This is a genomic window from Pyrolobus fumarii 1A (assembly GCF_000223395.1).
Taxonomy (GTDB): domain Archaea; phylum Thermoproteota; class Thermoprotei_A; order Sulfolobales; family Pyrodictiaceae; genus Pyrolobus; species Pyrolobus fumarii.
Map to the genome: position 1 here is coordinate 578,943 of NC_015931.1, position 19,791 is coordinate 598,733.

22 protein-coding genes are annotated in these 19,791 nt (G+C 60.0%); 9 read left to right on the forward strand and 13 right to left on the reverse strand.

The features are described 5' to 3' along the window. Positions 1 to 44 precede the first annotated feature (44 nt). The 3 genes from PYRFU_RS03090 to PYRFU_RS03100 all read right to left on the reverse strand — a co-directional run bounded on the left by PYRFU_RS03090 (position 45) and on the right by PYRFU_RS03100 (position 1,389). Positions 45 to 317, reverse strand: a complete 273-nt coding sequence (locus tag PYRFU_RS03090) for a hypothetical protein (protein WP_048191489.1) — start codon at positions 315 to 317, stop codon at positions 45 to 47. Positions 318 to 381: 64 nt separating this feature from the next. Next, positions 382 to 732 (reverse strand): hypothetical protein, encoded by a 351-nt coding sequence (locus tag PYRFU_RS03095; protein ID WP_014026179.1) that lies wholly within the window; start codon positions 730 to 732, stop codon positions 382 to 384. Between the two features lie 138 nt (positions 733 to 870). Next, positions 871 to 1,389 carry a deoxyuridine 5'-triphosphate nucleotidohydrolase gene (locus tag PYRFU_RS03100; RefSeq protein ID WP_014026180.1) on the reverse strand — a complete coding sequence of 173 codons (519 nt, stop codon included), beginning with the start codon at positions 1,387 to 1,389 and terminating at the stop codon, positions 871 to 873. Positions 1,390 to 1,515: 126 nt separating this feature from the next. Here PYRFU_RS03100 and PYRFU_RS03105 point away from each other — a divergent pair, with 126 nt between their 5' ends. Then, positions 1,516 to 2,415, forward strand: coding sequence for a PfkB family carbohydrate kinase (locus PYRFU_RS03105; RefSeq protein WP_083818480.1), 900 nt, complete (start codon positions 1,516 to 1,518; stop codon positions 2,413 to 2,415). Positions 2,416 to 2,604: 189 nt separating this feature from the next. Beyond that, entirely contained in the window at positions 2,605 to 3,561 is a 957-nt protein-coding gene (locus PYRFU_RS03110; RefSeq protein ID WP_014026182.1) for a malate dehydrogenase, read from the forward strand. On the opposite strand, the gene PYRFU_RS03115 is transcribed toward PYRFU_RS03110, so the two are convergent. After that, complete coding sequence (locus PYRFU_RS03115) at positions 3,530 to 4,864, reverse strand: MFS transporter (RefSeq protein WP_014026183.1); 1,335 nt, start codon at positions 4,862 to 4,864, stop codon at positions 3,530 to 3,532. The two genes, PYRFU_RS03110 and PYRFU_RS03115, sit on opposite strands and share 32 nt — an antisense overlap. A gap of 78 nt (positions 4,865 to 4,942) precedes the next feature. Further along, entirely contained in the window at positions 4,943 to 5,737 is a 795-nt protein-coding gene (locus PYRFU_RS03120) for an ATP/GTP-binding protein (protein ID WP_014026184.1), read from the reverse strand. A gap of 139 nt (positions 5,738 to 5,876) precedes the next feature. On the opposite strand from PYRFU_RS03120, the gene PYRFU_RS03125 reads away from it, so the two are divergent. Beyond that, positions 5,877 to 6,605: an MBL fold metallo-hydrolase gene (locus PYRFU_RS03125; RefSeq protein WP_014026185.1), complete on the forward strand. Its 729-nt coding sequence runs from the start codon at positions 5,877 to 5,879 to the stop codon at positions 6,603 to 6,605. Positions 6,606 to 6,657: 52 nt separating this feature from the next. Next, entirely contained in the window at positions 6,658 to 7,041 is a 384-nt protein-coding gene (locus PYRFU_RS03130) for a nascent polypeptide-associated complex protein (protein WP_014026186.1), read from the forward strand. Here PYRFU_RS03130 and PYRFU_RS03135 read toward each other — a convergent pair. Beyond that, a complete protein-coding gene (locus PYRFU_RS03135; RefSeq protein WP_244403892.1) occupies positions 7,022 to 8,806 on the reverse strand; it encodes a beta-propeller domain-containing protein in 1,785 nt (594 codons plus the stop codon). The two genes, PYRFU_RS03130 and PYRFU_RS03135, sit on opposite strands and share 20 nt — an antisense overlap. Before the next feature lie 150 nt (positions 8,807 to 8,956). Between PYRFU_RS03135 and PYRFU_RS03140 the strand changes: the two genes are divergently transcribed. Continuing rightward, a complete protein-coding gene (locus PYRFU_RS03140; protein ID WP_014026188.1) occupies positions 8,957 to 9,391 on the forward strand; it encodes a helix-turn-helix domain-containing protein in 435 nt (144 codons plus the stop codon). Between the two features lie 44 nt (positions 9,392 to 9,435). On the opposite strand, the gene PYRFU_RS03145 is transcribed toward PYRFU_RS03140, so the two are convergent. After that, complete coding sequence (locus PYRFU_RS03145; RefSeq protein WP_014026189.1) at positions 9,436 to 11,043, reverse strand: CTP synthase; 1,608 nt, start codon at positions 11,041 to 11,043, stop codon at positions 9,436 to 9,438. 66 nt (positions 11,044 to 11,109) lie between these two features. Further along, on the reverse strand, positions 11,110 to 12,417 hold the full coding sequence (locus PYRFU_RS03150; RefSeq protein ID WP_167827818.1) for an ATP-binding protein: 1,308 nt from the start codon (positions 12,415 to 12,417) through the stop codon (positions 11,110 to 11,112). Positions 12,418 to 12,527: 110 nt separating this feature from the next. On the opposite strand from PYRFU_RS03150, the gene cysC reads away from it, so the two are divergent. After that, positions 12,528 to 13,085, forward strand: coding sequence for an adenylyl-sulfate kinase (cysC, locus tag PYRFU_RS03155; protein WP_014026191.1), 558 nt, complete (start codon positions 12,528 to 12,530; stop codon positions 13,083 to 13,085). On the opposite strand, the gene aspS is transcribed toward cysC, so the two are convergent. Continuing rightward, on the reverse strand, positions 13,075 to 14,448 hold the full coding sequence (gene aspS / locus PYRFU_RS03160; RefSeq protein ID WP_167827958.1) for an aspartate--tRNA(Asn) ligase: 1,374 nt from the start codon (positions 14,446 to 14,448) through the stop codon (positions 13,075 to 13,077). The two genes, cysC and aspS, sit on opposite strands and share 11 nt — an antisense overlap. Positions 14,449 to 14,597: 149 nt before the next feature. On the opposite strand from aspS, the gene PYRFU_RS03165 reads away from it, so the two are divergent. Next, a complete protein-coding gene (locus PYRFU_RS03165) occupies positions 14,598 to 15,053 on the forward strand; it encodes a DUF61 family protein (protein ID WP_167827819.1) in 456 nt (151 codons plus the stop codon). Positions 15,054 to 15,176: 123 nt separating this feature from the next. Beyond that, a complete protein-coding gene (locus PYRFU_RS03170) occupies positions 15,177 to 15,857 on the forward strand; it encodes an orotidine 5'-phosphate decarboxylase / HUMPS family protein (protein ID WP_014026194.1) in 681 nt (226 codons plus the stop codon). 549 nt (positions 15,858 to 16,406) lie between these two features. Here the strand turns inward: PYRFU_RS03170 and PYRFU_RS03175 are convergent. From PYRFU_RS03175 to PYRFU_RS03190, 4 genes are read right to left on the reverse strand one after another with little or no spacing between them, the layout of a single operon-like run. Next, complete coding sequence (locus tag PYRFU_RS03175; protein WP_014026195.1) at positions 16,407 to 17,249, reverse strand: energy-coupling factor ABC transporter ATP-binding protein; 843 nt, start codon at positions 17,247 to 17,249, stop codon at positions 16,407 to 16,409. After that, the gene (locus PYRFU_RS03180; RefSeq protein WP_014026196.1) at positions 17,233 to 18,000 is read right to left on the reverse strand and encodes a cobalt transporter; all 768 of its coding nucleotides are present in this window, start codon (positions 17,998 to 18,000) and stop codon (positions 17,233 to 17,235) included. Before PYRFU_RS03180 ends, PYRFU_RS03175 begins: the two co-directional genes overlap by 17 nt. Positions 18,001 to 18,004: 4 nt before the next feature. Beyond that, positions 18,005 to 18,322, reverse strand: coding sequence for a PDGLE domain-containing protein (locus tag PYRFU_RS03185; protein ID WP_014026197.1), 318 nt, complete (start codon positions 18,320 to 18,322; stop codon positions 18,005 to 18,007). Positions 18,323 to 18,328: 6 nt separating this feature from the next. Beyond that, entirely contained in the window at positions 18,329 to 19,000 is a 672-nt protein-coding gene (locus tag PYRFU_RS03190) for an energy-coupling factor ABC transporter permease (RefSeq protein ID WP_014026198.1), read from the reverse strand. Between the two features lie 381 nt (positions 19,001 to 19,381). Between PYRFU_RS03190 and PYRFU_RS03195 the strand changes: the two genes are divergently transcribed. After that, the gene (locus PYRFU_RS03195; RefSeq protein ID WP_052296920.1) at positions 19,382 to 19,705 is read left to right on the forward strand and encodes a winged helix-turn-helix domain-containing protein; all 324 of its coding nucleotides are present in this window, start codon (positions 19,382 to 19,384) and stop codon (positions 19,703 to 19,705) included. The last annotated feature ends 86 nt before the right edge of the window (positions 19,706 to 19,791 follow it).

A 19,791-nucleotide genomic window follows, 5' to 3' on the forward strand; every position in this document is an offset into this window, starting at 1 on the left:
TACTGAACTAAAATGATGCGTGAGGTTATTTCACTGGCGACATCTCAATGACTAGTTTTACAGGTGTCGCGTTGGAGTCTTTCCATTGTAGGAATATCGTCACTTCTATCACCGGGCAATATTTTACCGATACCCTGCGCGACTAGCTCGTTATTCTCGTCGTATAGTTTTACTCTAACATCCATGTTCTCGGTGAAGGGTACGCGAGGCTCCCAGACTAGTGTCAATGTCTTCCGATCTTTCGAAAGCCACGCAAGTATGACCATTGAGCTTGACTCTACTATACGGCCTTGCTCGTCTCGCTTCTTGTAGCCCATCTCCAGTATCCATGTCCCGTTTGCGGTTCGGATGCCATAGGTACTCTCGATGATGTATATGGTTTCATTCGGCCATCCTTCTTTCTCTACGCTCCTGTAATGGAGTTCGAAGCTCACATCTGGTATGTGAGTGACTGTGGTTGTAACGGTTTGATGTCTTTACAACTGTTTTCTCCACCACCATCATAGATGTCTCCGTCACTGTTACCGTACGCGTCTCTGTCTTGGTCACTGTCTTTTCGATGGTCTTCGTCTCGGTTACAGTTGTTGGCACCATCAGTGTCTGGTAGAGGGTTGTTGTGCTAGTGAGCGTTGTTGTCGACACTATGCCTGGTATACTGGGTGCAGCCGCCCACAGTATCGCCATGCCAACCACTAGACCGGCGATGAAGAATGCGGCGAGACGCGTGTCCATGGTATAGCCCCATGGGCCCGTGCAATTTCATGGCTATAACCCGAACTGGATGGATGCAGTCAAAAACTGCTAAAAAGAGGTGAAGCTTGTTTTATTGTAAGGTCGCCTTTAACAGCAAGTGTGCTGTTTCAGTTGCTTCTAGTGCATTTCTCTGGTTATGCTGTCTGGTTTCTGTCCGCTCGGGCTGGTGTTGATGCCTTCGTGTTGATAGGCTCCTTGGTATAGGCGTGTGAGGCCTATCACGGGGATGTAGACCAGTTGGGCTATGTGCGCGCCCTGCTCTATGGTGATGCCGTGGGGGTTGTGCACCTCTAGGAGGGTTACGCCTCTGCCCTCGTAGCCCGGGTCCCATACTGCCGTGTGTAGCACGGCGCCCATCCTTAGGAGGGTTGAGCGGGGGTATGCTAGTGCGATGAAACCGGGTGGTATCTTCACGGGCTCCGAGTACCTCACGAGGTAGGCTCCTGGCTCTAGGTGATATCGGCCGTCGCGGGGCTCCAGCCTCTCCAGCTTGGGTAGGCTCCTGGTGTTCCTGGTGAGGGTTGCTGGCCCGGCGTACCGGTAGACCTCGCCGAGTGTGAGTTTCAAGCCGCTCGTGTCGAGGGACTCCTGTGGCACTCCGAGGATCTGTGCTAATAGTGTGGGTGAGAGGGCCACGTGGCTTCCCTTTCGCGGGTTAGGGGCTAAGCCCCCTTTGCGGCGAGCGGCGGGGTATAACCCGGTGAGCGGGCTACGAGCGAGAAGCCTATACTAATACTCCCAGACTTCTTTGTCGATGTTGTTATGCACCCGTTGTTCCCGGGGTTTGAGGAGCTGCTCGAGGCTATGAGGGAGACGGCGTCATACGGTGGCGGCAATATACTCGTGCGTGGGGTTATACGGCCTGGCGGGAACGCCGGGAATACCGCCAGGGTGCTGGCGGCGCTGGGTAGGCGTGTTGTGCTGGGGCTCGTGGGCTCCGAGCAACTGGCTAGCATAGCGCGCGTCATGATGCCGGGTGTTGAGGTTGTTAGGCTCGGGGGGTGGGGCGAGTGCTTCTCGTCCATAGTCGAGGTTGAAGCTAGGGAGAGACTCGTTAACCTCATGTTCTCGGATAAGGGGTGTTTGTCCGCGATAGGCCGCGACGAGAGGATAGTGGAGAGGCTGGAGGCGCTGATACGCGAGAGGGGGTTTAGCGCGGCAGCCGCCGTGAATATAGCCGCGTGGGGCGAGCCTGGCAGCCTCTCACGACTCCTCAATGGGCTTGAGATACTCGTGCTCGATACTAGTGATGTGAGAGGCCGCGACCCAAGGAGGCTCCTAGAGGCACTCGCATCCTACAGGGCCTCGAGGCTAACGATACTCTCCATGAACGAGAATGAGGCTGCATACTTCTCTCTGCACCTGGGCGCGGGGAGCCCCGCCGAGACTGTGGAGAGGCTAGCCGAGTTTCTCGGCTACACAGTGTGCCTGCACACGCCGAGGTTCGCTCTATGCCAGCCGGGCGACATACGCGTTGATAACATGTTCTACGTGGATAACCCTGCTACTAGCACCGGCGCGGGAGACGCGTGGAACGCGGGGCTTCTCGATGCGCTCACACGGGGGCTGGACCTCGAGAGCGCGGTGCTACACGCGCACCGCGTCGCATCCTGCTATGTCGCGAAGGGCGCGCCATGCACTAGGAGCCAGCTTCCAGGCTAACCGTGGCTACCTGCAGGCGGATCGCAGCACCGCACACCATCTATTGTCAATTATCTTTGGCGCAGTTGCTATTCGATTGTGTTTCGCGATTGATTAAAGCAGTGTAAAACCGGTGAGTCTCTTTGCTTATTAGTTTGCGGATTGTTTTTCAGTGGGCGCGTATCATACATCCGCGGTGGGGCGTAAACCTTGGCCAGATTGAAGATTGCTGTTGTTGGCGTCGGCAGGCTTGGCCAGGCTGTAGCCTTCCGCGTGCTCCAGGAGCCTTACGTCAAGGAGCTCATACTTGTCGACATTCGTGAGGATTTCGTGCAGGGTATTGCTGAGGAGTTTAGGCACTACGTCGCTATCGCAAGCATGCACGATGTTGAGGTAGAGGCTGTTAGTGATGCTAGCGAGGTCGCTGGCGCCGACATCGTGATCGTGACTGCCGGTGTACCGAGGAAGCCAGGCATGAGCCGCCGTGACCTAGCCGGGCAGAACGCGAAGATCATGAAGACCATCGCTGAGGCCATGTCCCCTAGGAACCCGAACGCAGTCTTCCTCATCGCAACCAACCCTGTGGACGCCATGACCATGGTGTTCAAGAGGTACGCGAGAGTAGAGAAAGTCTATGGTTTCGGCACGATGCTAGACACCGCCAGGTTCCGCTCGATACTCGCGAGGGAGCTTGGCGTGGAGCCGAGTAGAGTCACCGGCTTCTTCGTAGGCGAGCATGGCGAGTCTGGCTTCGTGGCCTGGAGCACCGTGTACGTTGATGGCATACACGTTGACAAGTGGGTGAAGAGGAAGGGCAAGCTACTCGACAAGCAAGCCGTCGAGCAGAAGGTGCATAGGGTCGCCGCAGAGGTCATCGCGGCTACCGGCGCGACCATGTGGGGCCCCGCGGGCGCCTTCATCAAGGTCATAAGGGGCTTCGCAATACCAGAGGATCACCTGCTAGCCTTTGGCGTGGAGATGAAGTTCCCAGAGGTGGAGGAGCCTGTGATACTAAGCGTCCCGACGATGGTGACGAGGGGCTACGTCAAACCGCTGCTAGAGCTGCTGAACGAGGAGGAGAGGAAGAAGCTCGTCGAGTCAGCAAAGTCAATACTCAACGTCTATAAGCAGGCTCTCACGGCGCTCGAGGAGCAGAAGGAGAGCTAACAGGCTCATAGTACAACGCCAGTACCGCCGCTCCCACGTACCCGAGCAACGCCGCCATTATGAACACTAGCTGGTCGCCGCTCAGCAGGCCCCCGAGCAACACCAAGTCTTTCCACGCCCTGTACAGGTAGGCGCCCACCATGGGCCCTACTATCATACCCGCGTTGAAGAATGCTTGTTGCATGCCGAATACCCTACCTCGTAGATTCTGCGGCACTAGTTCAACCTGTATAGTGCGCATCAGCGGCATTAGTATGTTGAAACTCACCTGCGCGAGTATAAGCGCGGCGAGCAGCTCTAGTATGTTGCTCGAGAAGGCTATGAGTAGCCACGTTGTCCTAGCGGTGAACGCCGCTGCTATTAGCACCGTCTTTTTCCTCGCAGCGTCTAGCCTGTCAATCCTCCCCGCCATAGGGTAGGCCGTCGTCATCCCCACTAGACTTGCAACCGCGAATGTAATGCCTATGTGGATGGGGTTGGCCGTGATCCTATCCATTATGAAGAGCGTCGCCACCGAGACGAAGATACCCATTGTGAAGCCATTGATGAGGCTGTTCGTGTATATGGCTGCTAGGCTCCTCCTAACCCTATCCCCAACCTCCCTAAACACGCTTGTGAAGCTCAGCGCGGCCGATGCCAGGCTGTTACGGGTCTCGCTGCGCTGGATTGTCTCCGGGAGGGTTGTTGCGAGTATCAACCCGGGTATGGTGAAAAGCGCTACTATGGCGAAGGGCGCCCTTAGCAGGGTGATGACATCACCGTGTATCAGCATCCTCGAGGCCATGTAGGCTGCTACGCCCACAAGTGGGCCGGCTACGTGTCCAACCTGCATTGATATCACGTAGAGGGATAGTGCCCTTGCACGATAGAATGGAGGCACGAGGTCAACTAGGAGGGTCTCGGCGACGGGCCATACTAGTGCGGAGGCGACGCCTTGCAAGGCACGTAGCAGTATGAGCTCCTCGACGCTAGCCGTGAAGACATAGAGTATACTAACGAGCACGTAGATGGCCATGCCAGTGACTATGAGCTTCTTGCGGCCAAAGTGGTCGCTTAGCCCGCCGCTCACTAGCGCGAAGAGTGTCCTCGTGAGCATGAAGGCTGAGGTCATGGCTCCAAACTCGAGCGCCACCTCTCTGGTTTCGACGCGAGCGAGTATATCGGGGGGCTCGGTTAGGAGGCCTTTGAGTGCAAGAAGGTAGTATGGTATGATGAGGTTGACTGCCGCGAAGCCAACACTTATCAACAGGGAGATGAGCACAACCGGCAGTATCATGCGTATCCTGAACCCGTTAACCTCCACTATCTTTCGCCGGTCGATAGGCGGCGGCCCATACGGCCCGATTAAAATATCGTGTGGGCCGCTACTCCCACCGCTGTTTCAGAGCCTCGGGTTGGGCTCCTCTGTGAAGAAGTCCTCGCCGGCAACAAGCACCTGCTGTATAATCGCGTAGAGGTCGTCTAGGCCGTAACCGGAGACCGCCGAGACGAACCTCACTGCCGTCTCCATGCTGGCGCCGCTGGGCGCCTGCGACTCTATGAGCCTCGCGAATGCCTCTGCTTGCTCAGGTTCTATGCGGTCCTGGAGTAGCCTCTCGTAGAAGTAGTCAGGCTCGTTAAGCATCCTCTCGATCTCCTCCATCGCATCCCGTGTGAGCAGATCAGCCTTCGAGACTATGTTCACCTGTGGCAGTTTGAGGCGGAAGCGTACCGAGTAGGCTAGTAGCACGGCGGACGCCAGGCTGGACGGTCTTGACGCGAGAACCGCGTCTATGAGGAAGACTGTGACTGTGCGGTACCCTTCGATGAGCTTCGAGAGGACCATTGGGCCGGTATCGCGGAAGGCGAAGAGTTCCATCTGGCCCGGCGTGTCGACTATGACGTAGTTGGCGCGGGTGGCCTCCACCTCCTCCCTAATCTTATCCACGTACTTGATGACGAGGTCGACGGAGGCTATGAGGGCGCCATTGGGGCCCAACTGGTAGTCCTCCATCACCTTCCTCGCGTTCACATAGTCGCGGACGTCGACGTCCGGATTGTAGGGTAGCCACTCGACAGCCGGGTCGAGGTTAAGCCTGGTGACGTCCAGCTCGTTAGCCTCCATCCAGTCTGCCAGCGCTGCTACGAGGTGCGACTTGCCGCTCCCAGCGGGCCCCACTACCACCACGAAGTACACTGGTACCCCCGCGTGTCTCTCGCCGCGCCAGCCCCTTACAAGGCATCGCAGCCCCACCGACCTCTCCGTTTAAGCCTCTCAGCTGTACCTATGCACCCAGACCGGGTGGCAGGCGCTGCAAGCGGCAGTTAGGCTCACTGTGCTGGGAGCGGGTGGGTCGAGCCCCCCGCCTGGCTACGCGGGGCCCGCGATCCTAGTCGATAGCGGCGACGCTAGGCTACTACTGGACTGTGGCGAGGGTTGCCTTGAGAGGCTCCGCGCCCTGGGCTACACTCCCTGCGAGATAGACGCGGTGTACATTACACACGCGCATGTGGACCACTGGTCTGGTCTCTTCCCTCTCGCTGTGGGGAGGATCGAGGAGGGGTGCCGCCACCTAAAGATATACATGCATGGCGAGGTGGCCGAGGAGCTTAAGACTCTACTAGCGAACCTCATGCCGTCCAAGATAAGCGTCGAGGTGAAACCCGTCACGGATGGGTTCCGGGTGGAGAGCCTGGATGCTAGGCTTGTCCCGGCCTCGCACTCGAAGCCCACCTACGCAATCGGAGTGTACCATGATGGTAGTCTTAAGCTCCTCTACACCGGAGACACTAGGCTCGAGGATAATGTGGTTGATGCGCTGAGGAGGCTCGGCAAGCCTGAGGTGCTGGTGGTGGAGGCTACCCTGCCTTCCGGTAGAGAGGATGCCGCGAGAGAATCGGGCCACCTGACTGTAAGCCAGGCTCTCGAGCTGGGCGCGTTGCTAGACGCAGGGCTGTTGATACCGGTGCATCTCACGCCGTTGAGCTTGAGGCAGCTTCGGGCTTACAGGAGGATGCCACGTGGCGTCATAGTCCCGGTTGACGGGTTTACCATCACTGTGTAATGCTTGTTTAAGGCTGGGGTCTTGTTGTAACAGAAAACGGAGGCCCGTAGCCTTGAGGTTCGCGGTTAGCCCTCGCGAGCTTAGCAAGATACTACGCAGGATGGGCGTCAGCGTAGAGGCTAACGAGGTTAAGGCTTCGAGGGTTGTGATAGAGACGGAGGACGGTAAACGCATGGTCATGGAGCCGGAGCACGTGATGATACTGAAGATACAGGGGCAGTACTACATGGTTGAGATAATCGCGCCTAGCATCGAGGAGGAGAAGATAGAGGAGGTGGGTGAAGCTGAGAAGCCGAGCCTAGAGATACGCGAGGAGGATGTGAGGCTTGTGGCTGAACAGGCGGGCGTCTCGCTCGAGGAGGCAAGAAAAGCCCTGGAGGAGACCGGTGGCGACATCGCCGCCGCTATACTCAAGCTCATGGAGAGGAAGGGCTGAGGCTAGCCTCGCCCTTCACGCTCAGCGTTGCCGCGTCCACCACACTCACCTTACCCTCGCTTATCACGTATAGCTTGTCCAGGCTCCCCACGGCTCGGAGCCCCACGAGCAACTTGTAGGCTTCTATGTGGCCCTCGTTATCTATCCTGGCTAGTAGCACCTTCTCGCCCTTAGGCCCCTCGGGGGTGTATACGGGGTAGCCGATTGCACCCCTGGCTATGGCCAGGTACCGGTATGCCTCTGGCCTACTGAGCACACTAGACCATGTCTTGTGCAGTACTAGCTCGTCCACTAGCGCTAAGCTAGCGTTACTCTCGATGCGGTATACGCGTAGGCGTAGGCTACCCTCATCGGTGTACCCTAGGCCTAGTACAAGCCCGTCCCATAGAGGCTGGAGTATCTGGTCGTAGCCCGGGCCCTTCCTCCAACCGAGCAGCCTAGGCTCATCCGGGTTAGTCACGTTTATCACGAAGAGTGGGTCCTTGTTTCTATAAGTCACCACGTAGATGTACCCATCGATCAACCTGATCGCGTGGACGCGCTCACGGAACCTGGGCACCTCTAGACTAGCCTTCGTCTCGAGTGTCTCACCGTCAAGCATGTATAGTGTGAAGCCGCCGTCCTTCCTCTCCAGGACTAGTAGGAGCCTATCACCTAGCAGCGCAGCCGCCAGCCAATTGGTTGGCAGGAGGCCGTCGAGCTCGGCACCATTCACGGCATAGAGCGTCCCGTTGTACACTAGCCTCACTACCACGGTCTTCACGCTGCCCTTCGGCCCCCACCCCGAGAACGCCAGGTACGCGTCCCGCCCGCTCGCATTGACTAGTAGGAGAGGTGCTCTCCACGAGGAGGTCACGTTGAACCTTAGGATGCTCGCCTCGCAAGACGTTGCGTTGATCACCGCCACTTCTATGCTGGGTTGGTATGCTGCCACGGCTCGTGTAACCTGAGGGCCGCCAACCAGCATCACTGTGTATAATGGCGACGTTGTCTCGACCCATATGAGTCCGTGGGCGCTTCTAGCATCCACTAGGCGCCCTGGTATCAGCGTCTTGCATACAACGTCACCATCGTTATTGTATACTATGATGCCGGTCCACGAGCGACCAACACCTATACCCTCGTACCTCACGTCCAGGAGGGCTGCTATCCCATCCCAAGTGTAGAGAATGCCACGCAGCTCTATAGACGCTGGTAGGGTGATGTTGCTGATGCTCGCCTCGGGTAGTGTTATCGAGATGCTCGCCTTGCCCCAGGATGCCCTGGCTATGCCCAACGGGTCTAGTGGCTCGAGGGGCTCGAGGCTGGTAGTATTAACCCGGTATACGAGCCCATCCCGCGCAACGTAGAGTATATCGTGTATCAGCTTGACAGTGTCTATCTCGTCGACGCCGCGAATAGCGACTAGCGTCCCGGTCTCGCCACCAGGCGCACCATACCCGCCAACAACACCCGCTCTCAGCGGGACAGCCTCAACAGCCGTCACGACAGTTGTTAACACGGGTGAGCCTCTAACACCAGGCTGCGTTATACTCTCGAGCAGTTTCGCAACCTCGGGCGCCACGACACCAGACTCTATACGCGCTGATGGGGCCATGCTCCACTGCGTGGGCGTCACAGGCTCGGCAGTGACAGTGACCGTCACAACCCTAGTCTCGATGGGTGTGATGGGCGCGCCACCTGGGATGCTCACCGCCGCGAGATACACTATGGCCGCCGCGGCGACAAGCGCAATTACGGCTGGGAGTACCAGCCTCTTCTCCATCACGCTCAGCACCCACTGGGCGTCTCAGCCATACACCCCCTATTGGCTCGAGGGCATCGCGACGGTAGCTCGAGACCCTCGAATGGGTATGCGAGGGTCTCGAGATGTAATAGCGGGCGTGGCGGGTAATCAATACCGGGCGTCTCTACCTTGACTGGACAGAAACAGGAGCATAGCGAGGATCCCATAGCGGCTTTGGGCGGCACCGCGCTCCGGGTGTACCTCTACCTGCTCTCGCATGGAGGCCCGGTGACTCCGAGAGAGCTGCAGAGGGCGATGGGCTTTCGCAGCGTCTCGACGGCCTATCACCACCTTGAGCGGCTGGCGGGCATGGGTCTCGTCGAGAAGAGGGGCGACGGCTACGTTGCTCGTAAGCCTAGTGGCCTCCTAGGCCTCTACATGAGGCTTTATGGCAGGCTTGTACCTAGGATGCTCATCGCCGCGAGCATATCAAGTGGAGTGGCTCTAGGCTACACATTGTCGTACAGGGATCCGCTCGCGGCTATACTATTGTGGCTCGTCTCCGCCCTCTTCTGGCGCGAGGTTATCACTCTGAAGGCTATCCTCATGCGCCTCTGTGCATAGATGGGCCCCTAGCGGCGTCGCTGTAGAATCGCCGACTCGCGTGTCTAACTTTGCGTCTTCAATGCTGCTTCGAGCAGCCCGGTGAAGAGCGGTGATGGCCTCATTGGTCTGCTCTTGAACTCTGGGTGTGGCTGGGAGCCAACGAAGAAGGGGTGGTCGCGCAGCTCGATGAACTCGACTGAGCCGGTGTCGAGGCTGTAACCGGATACCTCCATGCCCGCCGAGACCAGCTTCTCGATGTACTTCGGGTTCACCTCGTAGCGGTGCCGGTGCCTCTCGTAGACGATGTCGCGGTTGTAGAGCTTGTAGACGAGGGTGTTTGGCACTAGCCGTATCGGGTGTGCTCCGAGCCTCATTGTGCCTCCTAGTCTCTCGATGCCCCTCTGGTTGGGGAGGAGGTCTATCACCGGGTGCGGGGTGTTCGGGTCGAGCTCGGTGCTATTCGCGCCCTCTAGGCCGGCGAGGTTCCTCGCTATCTCGATGACGGCCAGCTGCATGCCGAAGCATATGCCGAGGAGGGGCTTGCCTGCCTCGCGCGCCTCACGGATGACCATTATCTTGCCCTCGGCGCCCCTCCTGCCAAAGCCAGGGAGAACGACAACGGCGTCATTCTCCTCGATGACTTTGCGGGGGTCGATCTTCCCTTGCTCCACGAGGGTCGACTCGTACCAGTTGAGCACGGGCTTGACTCTCAACGCCGCGCCGGCGTGCCGGAGCGCCTCGACTATGCTGATGTAGGAGTCGCGCAGCTTGGTATACTTGCCGACCATCGCTATCCTCACGGGCTTCTGCGACTCCTTCAGCCTCTTGACGAAGTCTCGCCACGCGTCGAGATCCGGCTTGTGGTCCTCGAGGCCGAGTCTACGTGCTAGGTAGGAGCCGAGCCCCTGCTCCTCGAGTATAAGGGGCACCTCGTATATCGTCTCGACGTCGTAGTTTGAGAACACCGCCTCGAGCGGCACGTTGCTGTAGAGCGCTATCTTGCGCTTCGCCTCTGGCTCGAGGGGTCTCTCGCTACGAGCCACGATTATATCCGGTTGTATGCCGATGCGGCGCAACTCCTGCACACTATGCTGCAATGGCTTCGTCTTCTGCTCGCCAGTCGTCCTGAGCACCGGCACTAACGCCACATGGACGAACACTGTGTTCTCGTAGCCCTCCTCTATCCTCATCTGGCGGATAGCCTCTAGGAACGGGAGCCCCTCGATATCGCCGACAGTACCACCTATCTCCACGAGTACTACGTCTGCGCCAGTCTCTCTCGCTACCTCGCGTATCCTGGACTTGATCTCGTCGGTTATGTGGGGTATGACCTGCACCGTCTGGCCAAGGTACTCCCCGCGCCTCTCCTTCTCTATCACCGAGAGGTATACCTGGCCGGTGGTGATGTTGTTCTTCCGGCTCAGATTTACGTCCAGGAAGCGCTCGTAGTGCCCGATGTCAAGGTCGGTCTCCCCGCCATCCTCCGTTACGAATACCTCCCCGTGAGCATAGGGGTTCATCGTGCCAGCGTCGACGTTGATGTAGGGGTCTATCTTGATCGCCGTCACGTTGTAGCCACGCGACTTGAGCAGGAGGCCTATGGAGGCTGTCGTGATACCCTTACCTACGCTGCTAAGCACGCCACCAGTCACAAACACGTACTTGACCACAGATGCGCCCGCCGCAACGTCCCCGTAGCAACCCTATAAACCTAACCATGGCGCGCTTCAAGTTGCTTAGAGAGTATGGTCTGCTCGTCTAGCGGTTCTCCTCTTCTCGGCTGCAAGCCTCTCTGCAACCACGAGTATATCCTCGGGCGTAAGTACCTCGTCTAGGCCCGCATAGCCCTCCTCAATCCCCCCGAGCGCAACGACACCGACACGGGGCACGCCTAGGCCACGCATCCACTCTGCTATCCCGCTAGCCTCGTGTCGTTTCACTTGCCCCATTTTCACCTCGTAGCCCCACGCCACTCTACCCCGCCTGTCCAAGAGGACCACGTCTACATCACGACCGTCGGGTTGTATCGAGTAGGCGCGTCGCAAGCCATGATACTCCGCGAGAAGCTCGCCCAGCGTGAACTGTAGCTCAACGCCGTAGACGGCCCTGAGGGTGTCGAGGGGCGGGGTCGTCCCAGCCTCTTCGACCATATCGGCTATCCTGTAGAGGAGGCTCGTGAGAGGCGACCTGTGCCTGTAGTAGACGCGGGCCCCCCGGGTTCTCCACAATGCTATCCTCTCGACGAGCCCCATCTCCTCGAGCACGTGTAGTATGCCGGTCGCGACGCTGGCAGATGGGCTCGAGGTTAGCCCCGCCGCGTACAGCCTAGCGGCGATGTCGGACGCCTTCCAGTAGCCCTTGGCGAGCAGCGTTAGCACGGCGTCATATGTTCGTGTGAGCTGCCTCTCCTCCTCCTCGAAAACCTCGCCCACGAGGCCACGCACGATAGGCACGAGCATCTCAGCCTTCTCGGCTAGAGCGGCCCAAGGATTGCCGCGGGGCGCCACGTGCCCGAGTATCCAAGGGTCTCGGACAACAACAGCCCAGAGCACTGCGTTGCGCGGATCCAGCCCGGCTTTGCCCAGCGAGACGATAACATCATAGACGCTCGCAAGGTCCACTCGGAAAGCCTCAAACACGCCGAGCAGCGGCGACCTGCGGTCGAAGATCCTCGAGACTATGCCCATGCTAGAGCCGCAGGCCACAAGTACACCCTCGGCCTCACCACGCAGAATGGAGAACACGTCCCAGTAGCGCTGCGGAAGCCTCTGAAACTCGTCGATAACGGCTATACCGCTCCTTCGCACAACACTCGTAACCATCTCCAGACACTCATCTAGCCCAGCGAGCCTAACGCCACCCGCATCCTCCACGATACACTCGCCGCTACGAGTGACGGTGGCGTACACGCTCCACGAGACGCACCTCCTCAGGAGCCACGTCTTGCCAGTCTTCCTCCTGCCATACACTAGGAGCCACACGCCCTCACCAACAAGCCTCTCCAGCGCGACACACTCCCAGCGATCGATAACCACCCGCGCCACAAGCCAAACCCACGGTGATATAATAGCGGTGATATAACCACGGTTATATAGCGACCGTTATGCGATAACCACATGTGCCTCTTCCCCGCACTACAGCAAAGGAGACAACCATGGAAACGAGATGTCTCGAGAAGGGCTTCGTAGTCTGGTTCACGGGTCTACCCGGCTCCGGGAAGACCACAATAGCCTCGAGGCTCGCAGAGAGGCTAAGGAGCCTCGGCTACCGCGTGGAGCTCCTCGACGGCGACTGGGCCCGGAGGACTATCAGCGAGGGCGCGGGCTTCACCAGGGAGGAGAGGCTACGCCACCTCAAGCGCGTCGCGTGGGTGGCTAGGCTCCTCGCAAGGAACGGCGTGATAGTCTTGTGTAGCTTCGTGTCGCCCTACGAGGAGGCAAGGAGGCTCGTAAGGAGCATAGTTGAGGAGGAGGGCATCCCGTTCATACTAGTGTGGGTCAAGGCGAGCCCCGAGACGGCTGCCAAGAGGAAGCCCGAGCTCTGGGAGAAGGCCAAGAAGGGCGAGATCAAGCACTTCACGGGCGTCTCCGACCCGTACGAGCCGCCCAGCAACCCAGACCTCGTCATAGACACTGAGAGGGTCGGCGTAGAGGAGGGTGTAGAGGCTGTCTTTAAACTGTTGGAGGGTAGGGGGCTAGTCGCTAAGGCTTGAGGTGCTCGGGGTCTCTCGGGACGAACCTCGCCTCCCTGATGTTGCCGAGGCCTAGCAGTTGCATCACGACCCTCTCTAGTCCTATGCCTGCTCCTCCGTGGGGCGGCGCGCCGTGCCGGAACATCTCTAGGTACCAGTCGAAGGCTGCTGGGTTCAGCCCCTTCTCCCTAAGCTGCTCCTCGAGTATCCTCGGGCAGTGCTCGCGCTGGCCGCCCGTTGCCACCTCGAGGCCCTTGAATAGCAGGTCGAAGCTGTAGGTTCTCTTTGGGTTCGTGAAGCGTGGCTCCTCTGGGCAGCTCCATGGCTCTTCGCGCGCCTTCATCGTGTAGAAGGGTCGCACGCTCCACGGGTACATCGTGACGAAGACTAGTGGCGCGCCGTACTCCTTCTCGTATATCTCGCCTAGCTTCTTCTCGCCCTCGGTGCCGAGGTCCTCGTCCTCCTCTATCTCGAGGCCGGCCTCGCGTAGGAGGCGGTACGCCTCGTCGATGGGCACGCGTGGGTACTCGCGTGGCGGCTTCAGCTCGAGCGCCTGCGGGTAGTACTCCTCGAGGAGTGGTTTTGTGCGCGGGTCGCTCTGTATAGCCTCTATCATCGCGGTGACCGCGCCCTCAACCACCTTCATCACGTCCTCATAGCTCTTGATGAATCCCATCTCGAAGTCTACGCTGGTGAACTCTGTGAGGTGGCGCACCGTGTGGTGCTTCTCGGCTCTGAAGGCTGGGCCTATCTCGTAGACCCTCTCGAGGCCGGAGATGACGCCCATCTGCTTGTAGAGCTGTGGCGACTGTGCGAGGAACGCCTCCTTCTCGAAGTAGATTATGGGGAATACCTCGGCGCCGCCCTCGGTGGCAGAGGCTACTATCTTGGGCGTGAATATCTCGATGAAGCCCTGCTCGGCGAAGAACTTGGATGCTGCCTCGGCGGCGACAGCCGCGGCTATAATCGGCGTCGCGTGGCGAGGCTCACGCAGATCAATCCACCTGTACCTCAGCCGGATGGCTAGCGAGGCTGTCTTCCCGCCCGGCTCGATGGGGAGGGGCTCCGCCTCGTTGAGGACTAGTATCTCCTCTGCCTGCAGCTCCTTGCCTCCAAGCGCGGCCTTCGACTCCACCAGGACGCCCTTGACGGCTATGACGCTCTCCCTGGATAGCTCCCGGGCCGTCTCCCAGGCCTCCCTCGCCACGTTCTTCTTCGCGACGACCTGCATCCTGCCGGAGCGGTCACGCACAACCACGAACACGACGCCGCCGTGCCGGCGGACCGCCTCAACCCACCCGGCGATCACGTACTTCTCGCCGACGCGCCCCTCGCGTAGAACATCGGCGATGTACCGCCTAGCCTCTAGCAGCAAACCCGGCACCCAACGCTGCAGCACGACACGCCGGCGAGTTAAACCCGCCCCGGAGCGCCCCCGCAAGCAGGGCCCTCGGCACCCTGCAGTGCTCCGGGTGGGGCGCGCCGCACTGGTATTAACGCCGCTCGTTGAGCGGTTATCGCGGGTATCTCGTCGTGTCGAGTAGGGAGAGGGACATCCGTTACATCTACGATAGGGTGCTTCGCGACGCCCGGCGGATTCTCGGCGCGTGGCCCGCCGAGCAGAAGCCAATCTCGAGGCTGTTGAGGGAGGAGAAGCCGCTGATCCGGCTAGTGGGCGGGGGCACACATCTCCTGGACCGCGGCGAGCTAGAGGACATGGCCTCGAGGATACCCTGGTTCATGCACGAGCTGGTTAGGCTCCCGATAGTAATCGTGTATAGGAGGATCGCCGGGAGCGGCGTGTACCGCGTGGAGGGCGACGTGTGGGCGGCTAGGGCTGTCTCGGTGCTACTGGGCGGCGGCTACTGGGAGGAAAAGTGGGAGCTAAGCTACGAGGAGGTCTCCGAGCTGATAAAGAGGTACAAGACGCTCTTCTTCGTCACGATTCGCGTCGAGATACAGGGGCTACTCGAGCACGAGGAGCTCTAACAACAGGCTGGCGTTCCCCCAACATGCCCCGCGGGCCCACCGCCCGGCGTACACGAGGCCGTGGGCGCCCGCACCCGTGTCCTTTAGGCAGGGCACCTCGGCATACCCTTGTGGGTGGATGGGTTGAGAGCCACCAGGAGGTGGCCTTGGGAGGAGAAACCCGCGCTCCAGGTCGCACTCGACATGACTAGTCTCGAGGATGCGCTCCGCGTCGCTAGAGCCGCCTGGGCTAACGGCGCCGAGGTGCTCGAGGCGGGGACGCCTCTCATAAAGGCCGTTGGCATGGAGGCTGTCCGTGCTCTGCGCCGCAACTTCCCCGAAGCCGTTATCGTCGCGGACACCAAGATCATGGACGCTGGCCGCATAGAGGCTGGTGTAGCTCTCGACGCGGGCGCCGATATCGTCACTGTGCTTGGCGTCGCGAGCGACGAGACGATAAGGGAGGTTGTGGAGGCCGCCCACGAGCACGGCGCGCTAGCAGCGGTCGACATGATTAACCATCCGGATCCCGTGGCGCGCGCCGAGCAGGTAGCCAAGCTAGGCGCCGACATAGTAATCCTCCACGTGGCGGTAGACGTGCAGAAGGCCAGGGGCGTGACAGCCGCAGAAGCCGCACCACTCGTACCACGCGTGAAGAGTGTCTTCAACGGCTGGGTGGCCGTCGCGGGAGGGCTTAACAGGGAGACCGCCCCCATCGTCGCGAAAGCCGGCGCCAACATAGTGATAGTAGGCTCCGCGATAACCAAGGCCAGCGACCCAGGCAGAGCAACCAAGGAGATAGTAGAGGCGCTCAGAAGCCTCTAGCCGCACAAACCCCGCCACACAACGCCCCACCCGCAGCACGGAGCAGCCCACCACTAGCCTAACACGCCCAAATCCATCAAACTATACAATGCCGCGTTTTGCCACATTCCGAGATCATTGTCATTAGAAGTGGCTTGCGACTATCAACTTGCTATGCAGCCATGTGATAGGGCGACAAGCTTACCCTCCACACCTAGCTAGAGACGAGACGGGCGGATGACGACCGCGCTCTGCGCCGAACAGAAACGCGAGACTCAATGTGGATTCGAGAACCCGGGACCGACGCCCATAACCCCCCGCGCCTCTCCAAGTTCTCCATGGGCCCGGGGAGCCCACCGCCCAGACACCGGGGCTGGACCCCGGCTGGGTGAGGGGCGGGCTCCCAAACCACCCCACAACTCGCACCCACGATCCACTAGCGACGCCGGCAACGATACTATGGATAGACGTGTTCAATACCCGAAGAGTCTACAAGGAGTTCTTCGAGCAAGGATTACCGGCCAGGCCTTGGGGCGCACAGGCGTCCTAGTTTACTCTGTCTTTCTGTCGTCATGTGTTGGTAGGCTTGCTAGTTGTTGTGTTGTTTACGAGTTTGCACTCTTCTTCGAGGTTTGTCCTGTCCTCCTCTATTAGCCTCCAGAGGTTATCCCGGGCTAGCCTCTTGGCTAGGCGGAGTGTGGGGTGGAGCCACCCGAGCCTCTCGATGATCTCGTTGTCTTCGAGTAGCTCTCTGGGTGTGGTGCAGTGGGTGACGCCGTTGCGTAGTATGCACGTCTTGTTGGAGAGCCAGGCTGCTGCCTCCACGTTGTGCGTCGCTAGTATCACGGTTTTGCCTTTCTTGGCGTAGAGCCGGACTATGCATGCTACGCGGCGTGCGGCGTCTGGGTCGAGGAAGGTGAGTGGCTCGTCGAGGAGGAGTATGTCGGGCTCGTAGACGAGTATCGAGGCGAGTGCTACGAGCCTCTTCTGCCCCATGCTGAGCCTGTAGGGTGGCCTCTCGAGGATAGCCTCTATCCCGAGGAGCCTCGCGACCGCCGCGACCCTCTCGCGTATCGTGTCCTCGTTCTCGCCGAGGGTGCGTAGAGAGTAGGCTATCTCGTCGTAGACCGTCGGGTTGAAGAGCTGGTCGTCGGGGTTCTGGAAGAGTAGCCCTATCCTCCGCCTCGCCCCCGGCAACTGCGAGTATAGGTCCGTACCGTCGAGCAGGACCTCGCCCTTCTCTGGCCGGAGGAGCCCCGCCAGGACCAGGAGGAGGGTGGTTTTGCCCGAGCCGGTCGGCCCCAGGAGGCTGACCACCTCGCCCCGCTCGGCTGCCAGGCTGGCACCCCGCAGCACGGGGTTGCCGTCGACGTAGGATACCCAGACGCGTCTCGCCTCAATAACCCAAGGCATACCCTGCCACACTCGCCGCGATGACGAGCAGCGAGGCCGCGTATATCAGCCAGGGGTGGCCGCCACCCGTGCGGGCCCCACACCCGCTCCTCTCCCCCCACGCGCCGTTGCCGCTGGCGAGCGTTCTGGCTTCAATCGCCAGCGCAAGCCTATGAGCCGAGTCCATGGCGCGGATGAGTAGCTCGCCCAGCGCCGTGGCCTGGAGCCTCCACCACTCGCGGTAGCCGGGAGACCCGAGGTGCCTCGCACGCCTAGCCGCCAGGAGGGCTAGCATCTGCCCCGCGAACCGCGGCACCAGGAAGGATAGGAGGGCTAGGCTCTCGGTTAGCTGGCGAGGAACACCCAGCCTCCCGAGCCCCTCCACTAGGCTCATCCACCCGACGCTCCACACAAGCAACGCCATGAAGACGGCCGGCGCCACGACCCGGAAGACCAGCAGGGAGGCGTCGCCAACCCGGTTTGACAGTAGGAGCGGGGCAGCGGCGACGGCGGACACGGCGAGGGGGTAGACGAGCGCATGGAGGAGCCTCTTGTCCGGCTTTCCCGCTTTGCACGCGGCGGCCAGGAGGAGTAGGAGCGAGAATGGGAACAAGACTATCGTAACCATGGAGGATGTGAAGGCGAGCGCGGAGGCGGCTGCAAGACCCAGGATGGTGTGGAAAACGGGGTTGGCGCATGTGCGTCTCCAGGCTGTTAGCCTCGCCGCTGCGTCCCTAGCCTCCGCGGCGAGCCTCTCTAGCACACCGTCCATGGCGTCACTCACCGCTGGCTGTGCGCATCAACAGGGCGCCCACCAGGAGTATCACGGCTACGCCTATGAGCCCGGCTACTATGTAGCCTATAGTGTCTGGTAGCCCTGGCACCGTGTAGTCGGTGAATGGTGTCCACTCGGGCACCTCAGCCTCCTCAAGCCCGATCATCTCCGCTGCGACGTCGAGAGGCTCCTTGTACCCCACTAGCTTGGCGCCAATGACGCCGAACAGTGGGCTCACCAGCAGCAACACCATTACCACTAGCATCGCCGTCTTGTGCCTCGAGACTAGGCTACGAACACGAGCCAGGAGCCCCGCCACACCGCCTCACCCCCTAGCCGCGACCGCCTCAACCATCCTGGCCTTGGATACCACGAGGTGAGGTGCCCTAGAGTACACGTAGTCCACCACGAGCGCGGTTATCACACCCTCGATGACGCCTAAGACCGCATGCCAAAAGCCCATCACCGGGACTGTCACCGCGACGCCGTAGGGGAACTGGGGCGAGAGCCCAATCTCCAAGCCGCAAGCCACGCCAGCGAGTGTTATCCCAAGCCACCCGCCGAGGAAGGCGCCGAGAAGCCTGCCGGTTCTCGAGCCGCCGAGAGCCCCGTACACAAGCCTATACACGTAGTAGCCCACCAGGACGTCGATTATGGCCATGTTGAGTATGTTGGCGCCGAGCGCCGTGATGCCACCATCGTGGAACACTAGACACTGTACTATCAACACTAGGCTCATCGCTAGGAATCCGAGCCAGGGGCCGAGGAGTATCCCTGCAAGCGCGCCGCCGACAAAGTGTAGCGAAGTGCCGCCGGGAATCGGCCAGTTTAGCATCTGGGCCACGAAGATAGCGGCAGCTAGCACCGTCACGGCCGCTGCGGTGGCAGGGCCCCACACGCTACGCGCCTTGCGCAGAGCGATAACGCCGAACGCCAGCGTCGCTGCATAGGTGGCGACTACCCATGGAAGCGAGAGGAAACCATCGGGGATGTGCATCCTCTAACCTACCGGCTAGCTTGCACACCCATAAGCCACGTGAATAGGGTACTGGAGGAACCCGCCACATTCACAAATCAGAAACATAGGCCGAGACCATATCCCCATGCAGACTATCCTCGCGTCACTAGAGCAAGAGGAGAACCACAACACCATCTGGCAACATCAACGGTAATACAGCGGACGTGCAGAGCCGCATGGAGGAGACACTCCAGCTGTAACGCCTTCCACCTCTAACGCATCGCTCCGCATGGCAGCACATCTACTCGGGCCGTGCGATACACTCGCGAGGCGAGACGCGAGTCGCCTTGCCCTGTGCCCGGCGGTGTGGTTAGCTGTTTTGTCTTCGCCGGTTTGTGTGCAACTCTCGGGGTTCGCGTCGTGCCCGGCGTGAGGGTCTGTGCTCGTATATTCATCGAGTGTGGTGGCATACGTGTTGCCGGTAGGGGTCTCGTCGAGGCTCTCGAGGCTATCGAGAGGGAGGGTAGTATCCGTGGAGCTGCAAGGGCACTGGGGATTAACTATAGGAGGTTGTTGTCCCGTATCCACCGTGCTGAGCGCGTGCTTGGCGTCAAGCTCATCGATGTCACGGGGAGCGGGTCACGGCTGACCGAGGAGGCTAGGAGGCTTATCCGCGCGTTTCGCGAGCTAGAGGCCCTCGTTGGCGGCAAGTGTGTTGAGGCTGGCTTCGAGTGTAACGATTGAATAGGCTCTACTCTCCCTCGGAGGCTACTGGGCCGCTCTCTTTGCATTAGGGGCGCGCCTCTCTTATACCGTGAGCCTTGTCTAAT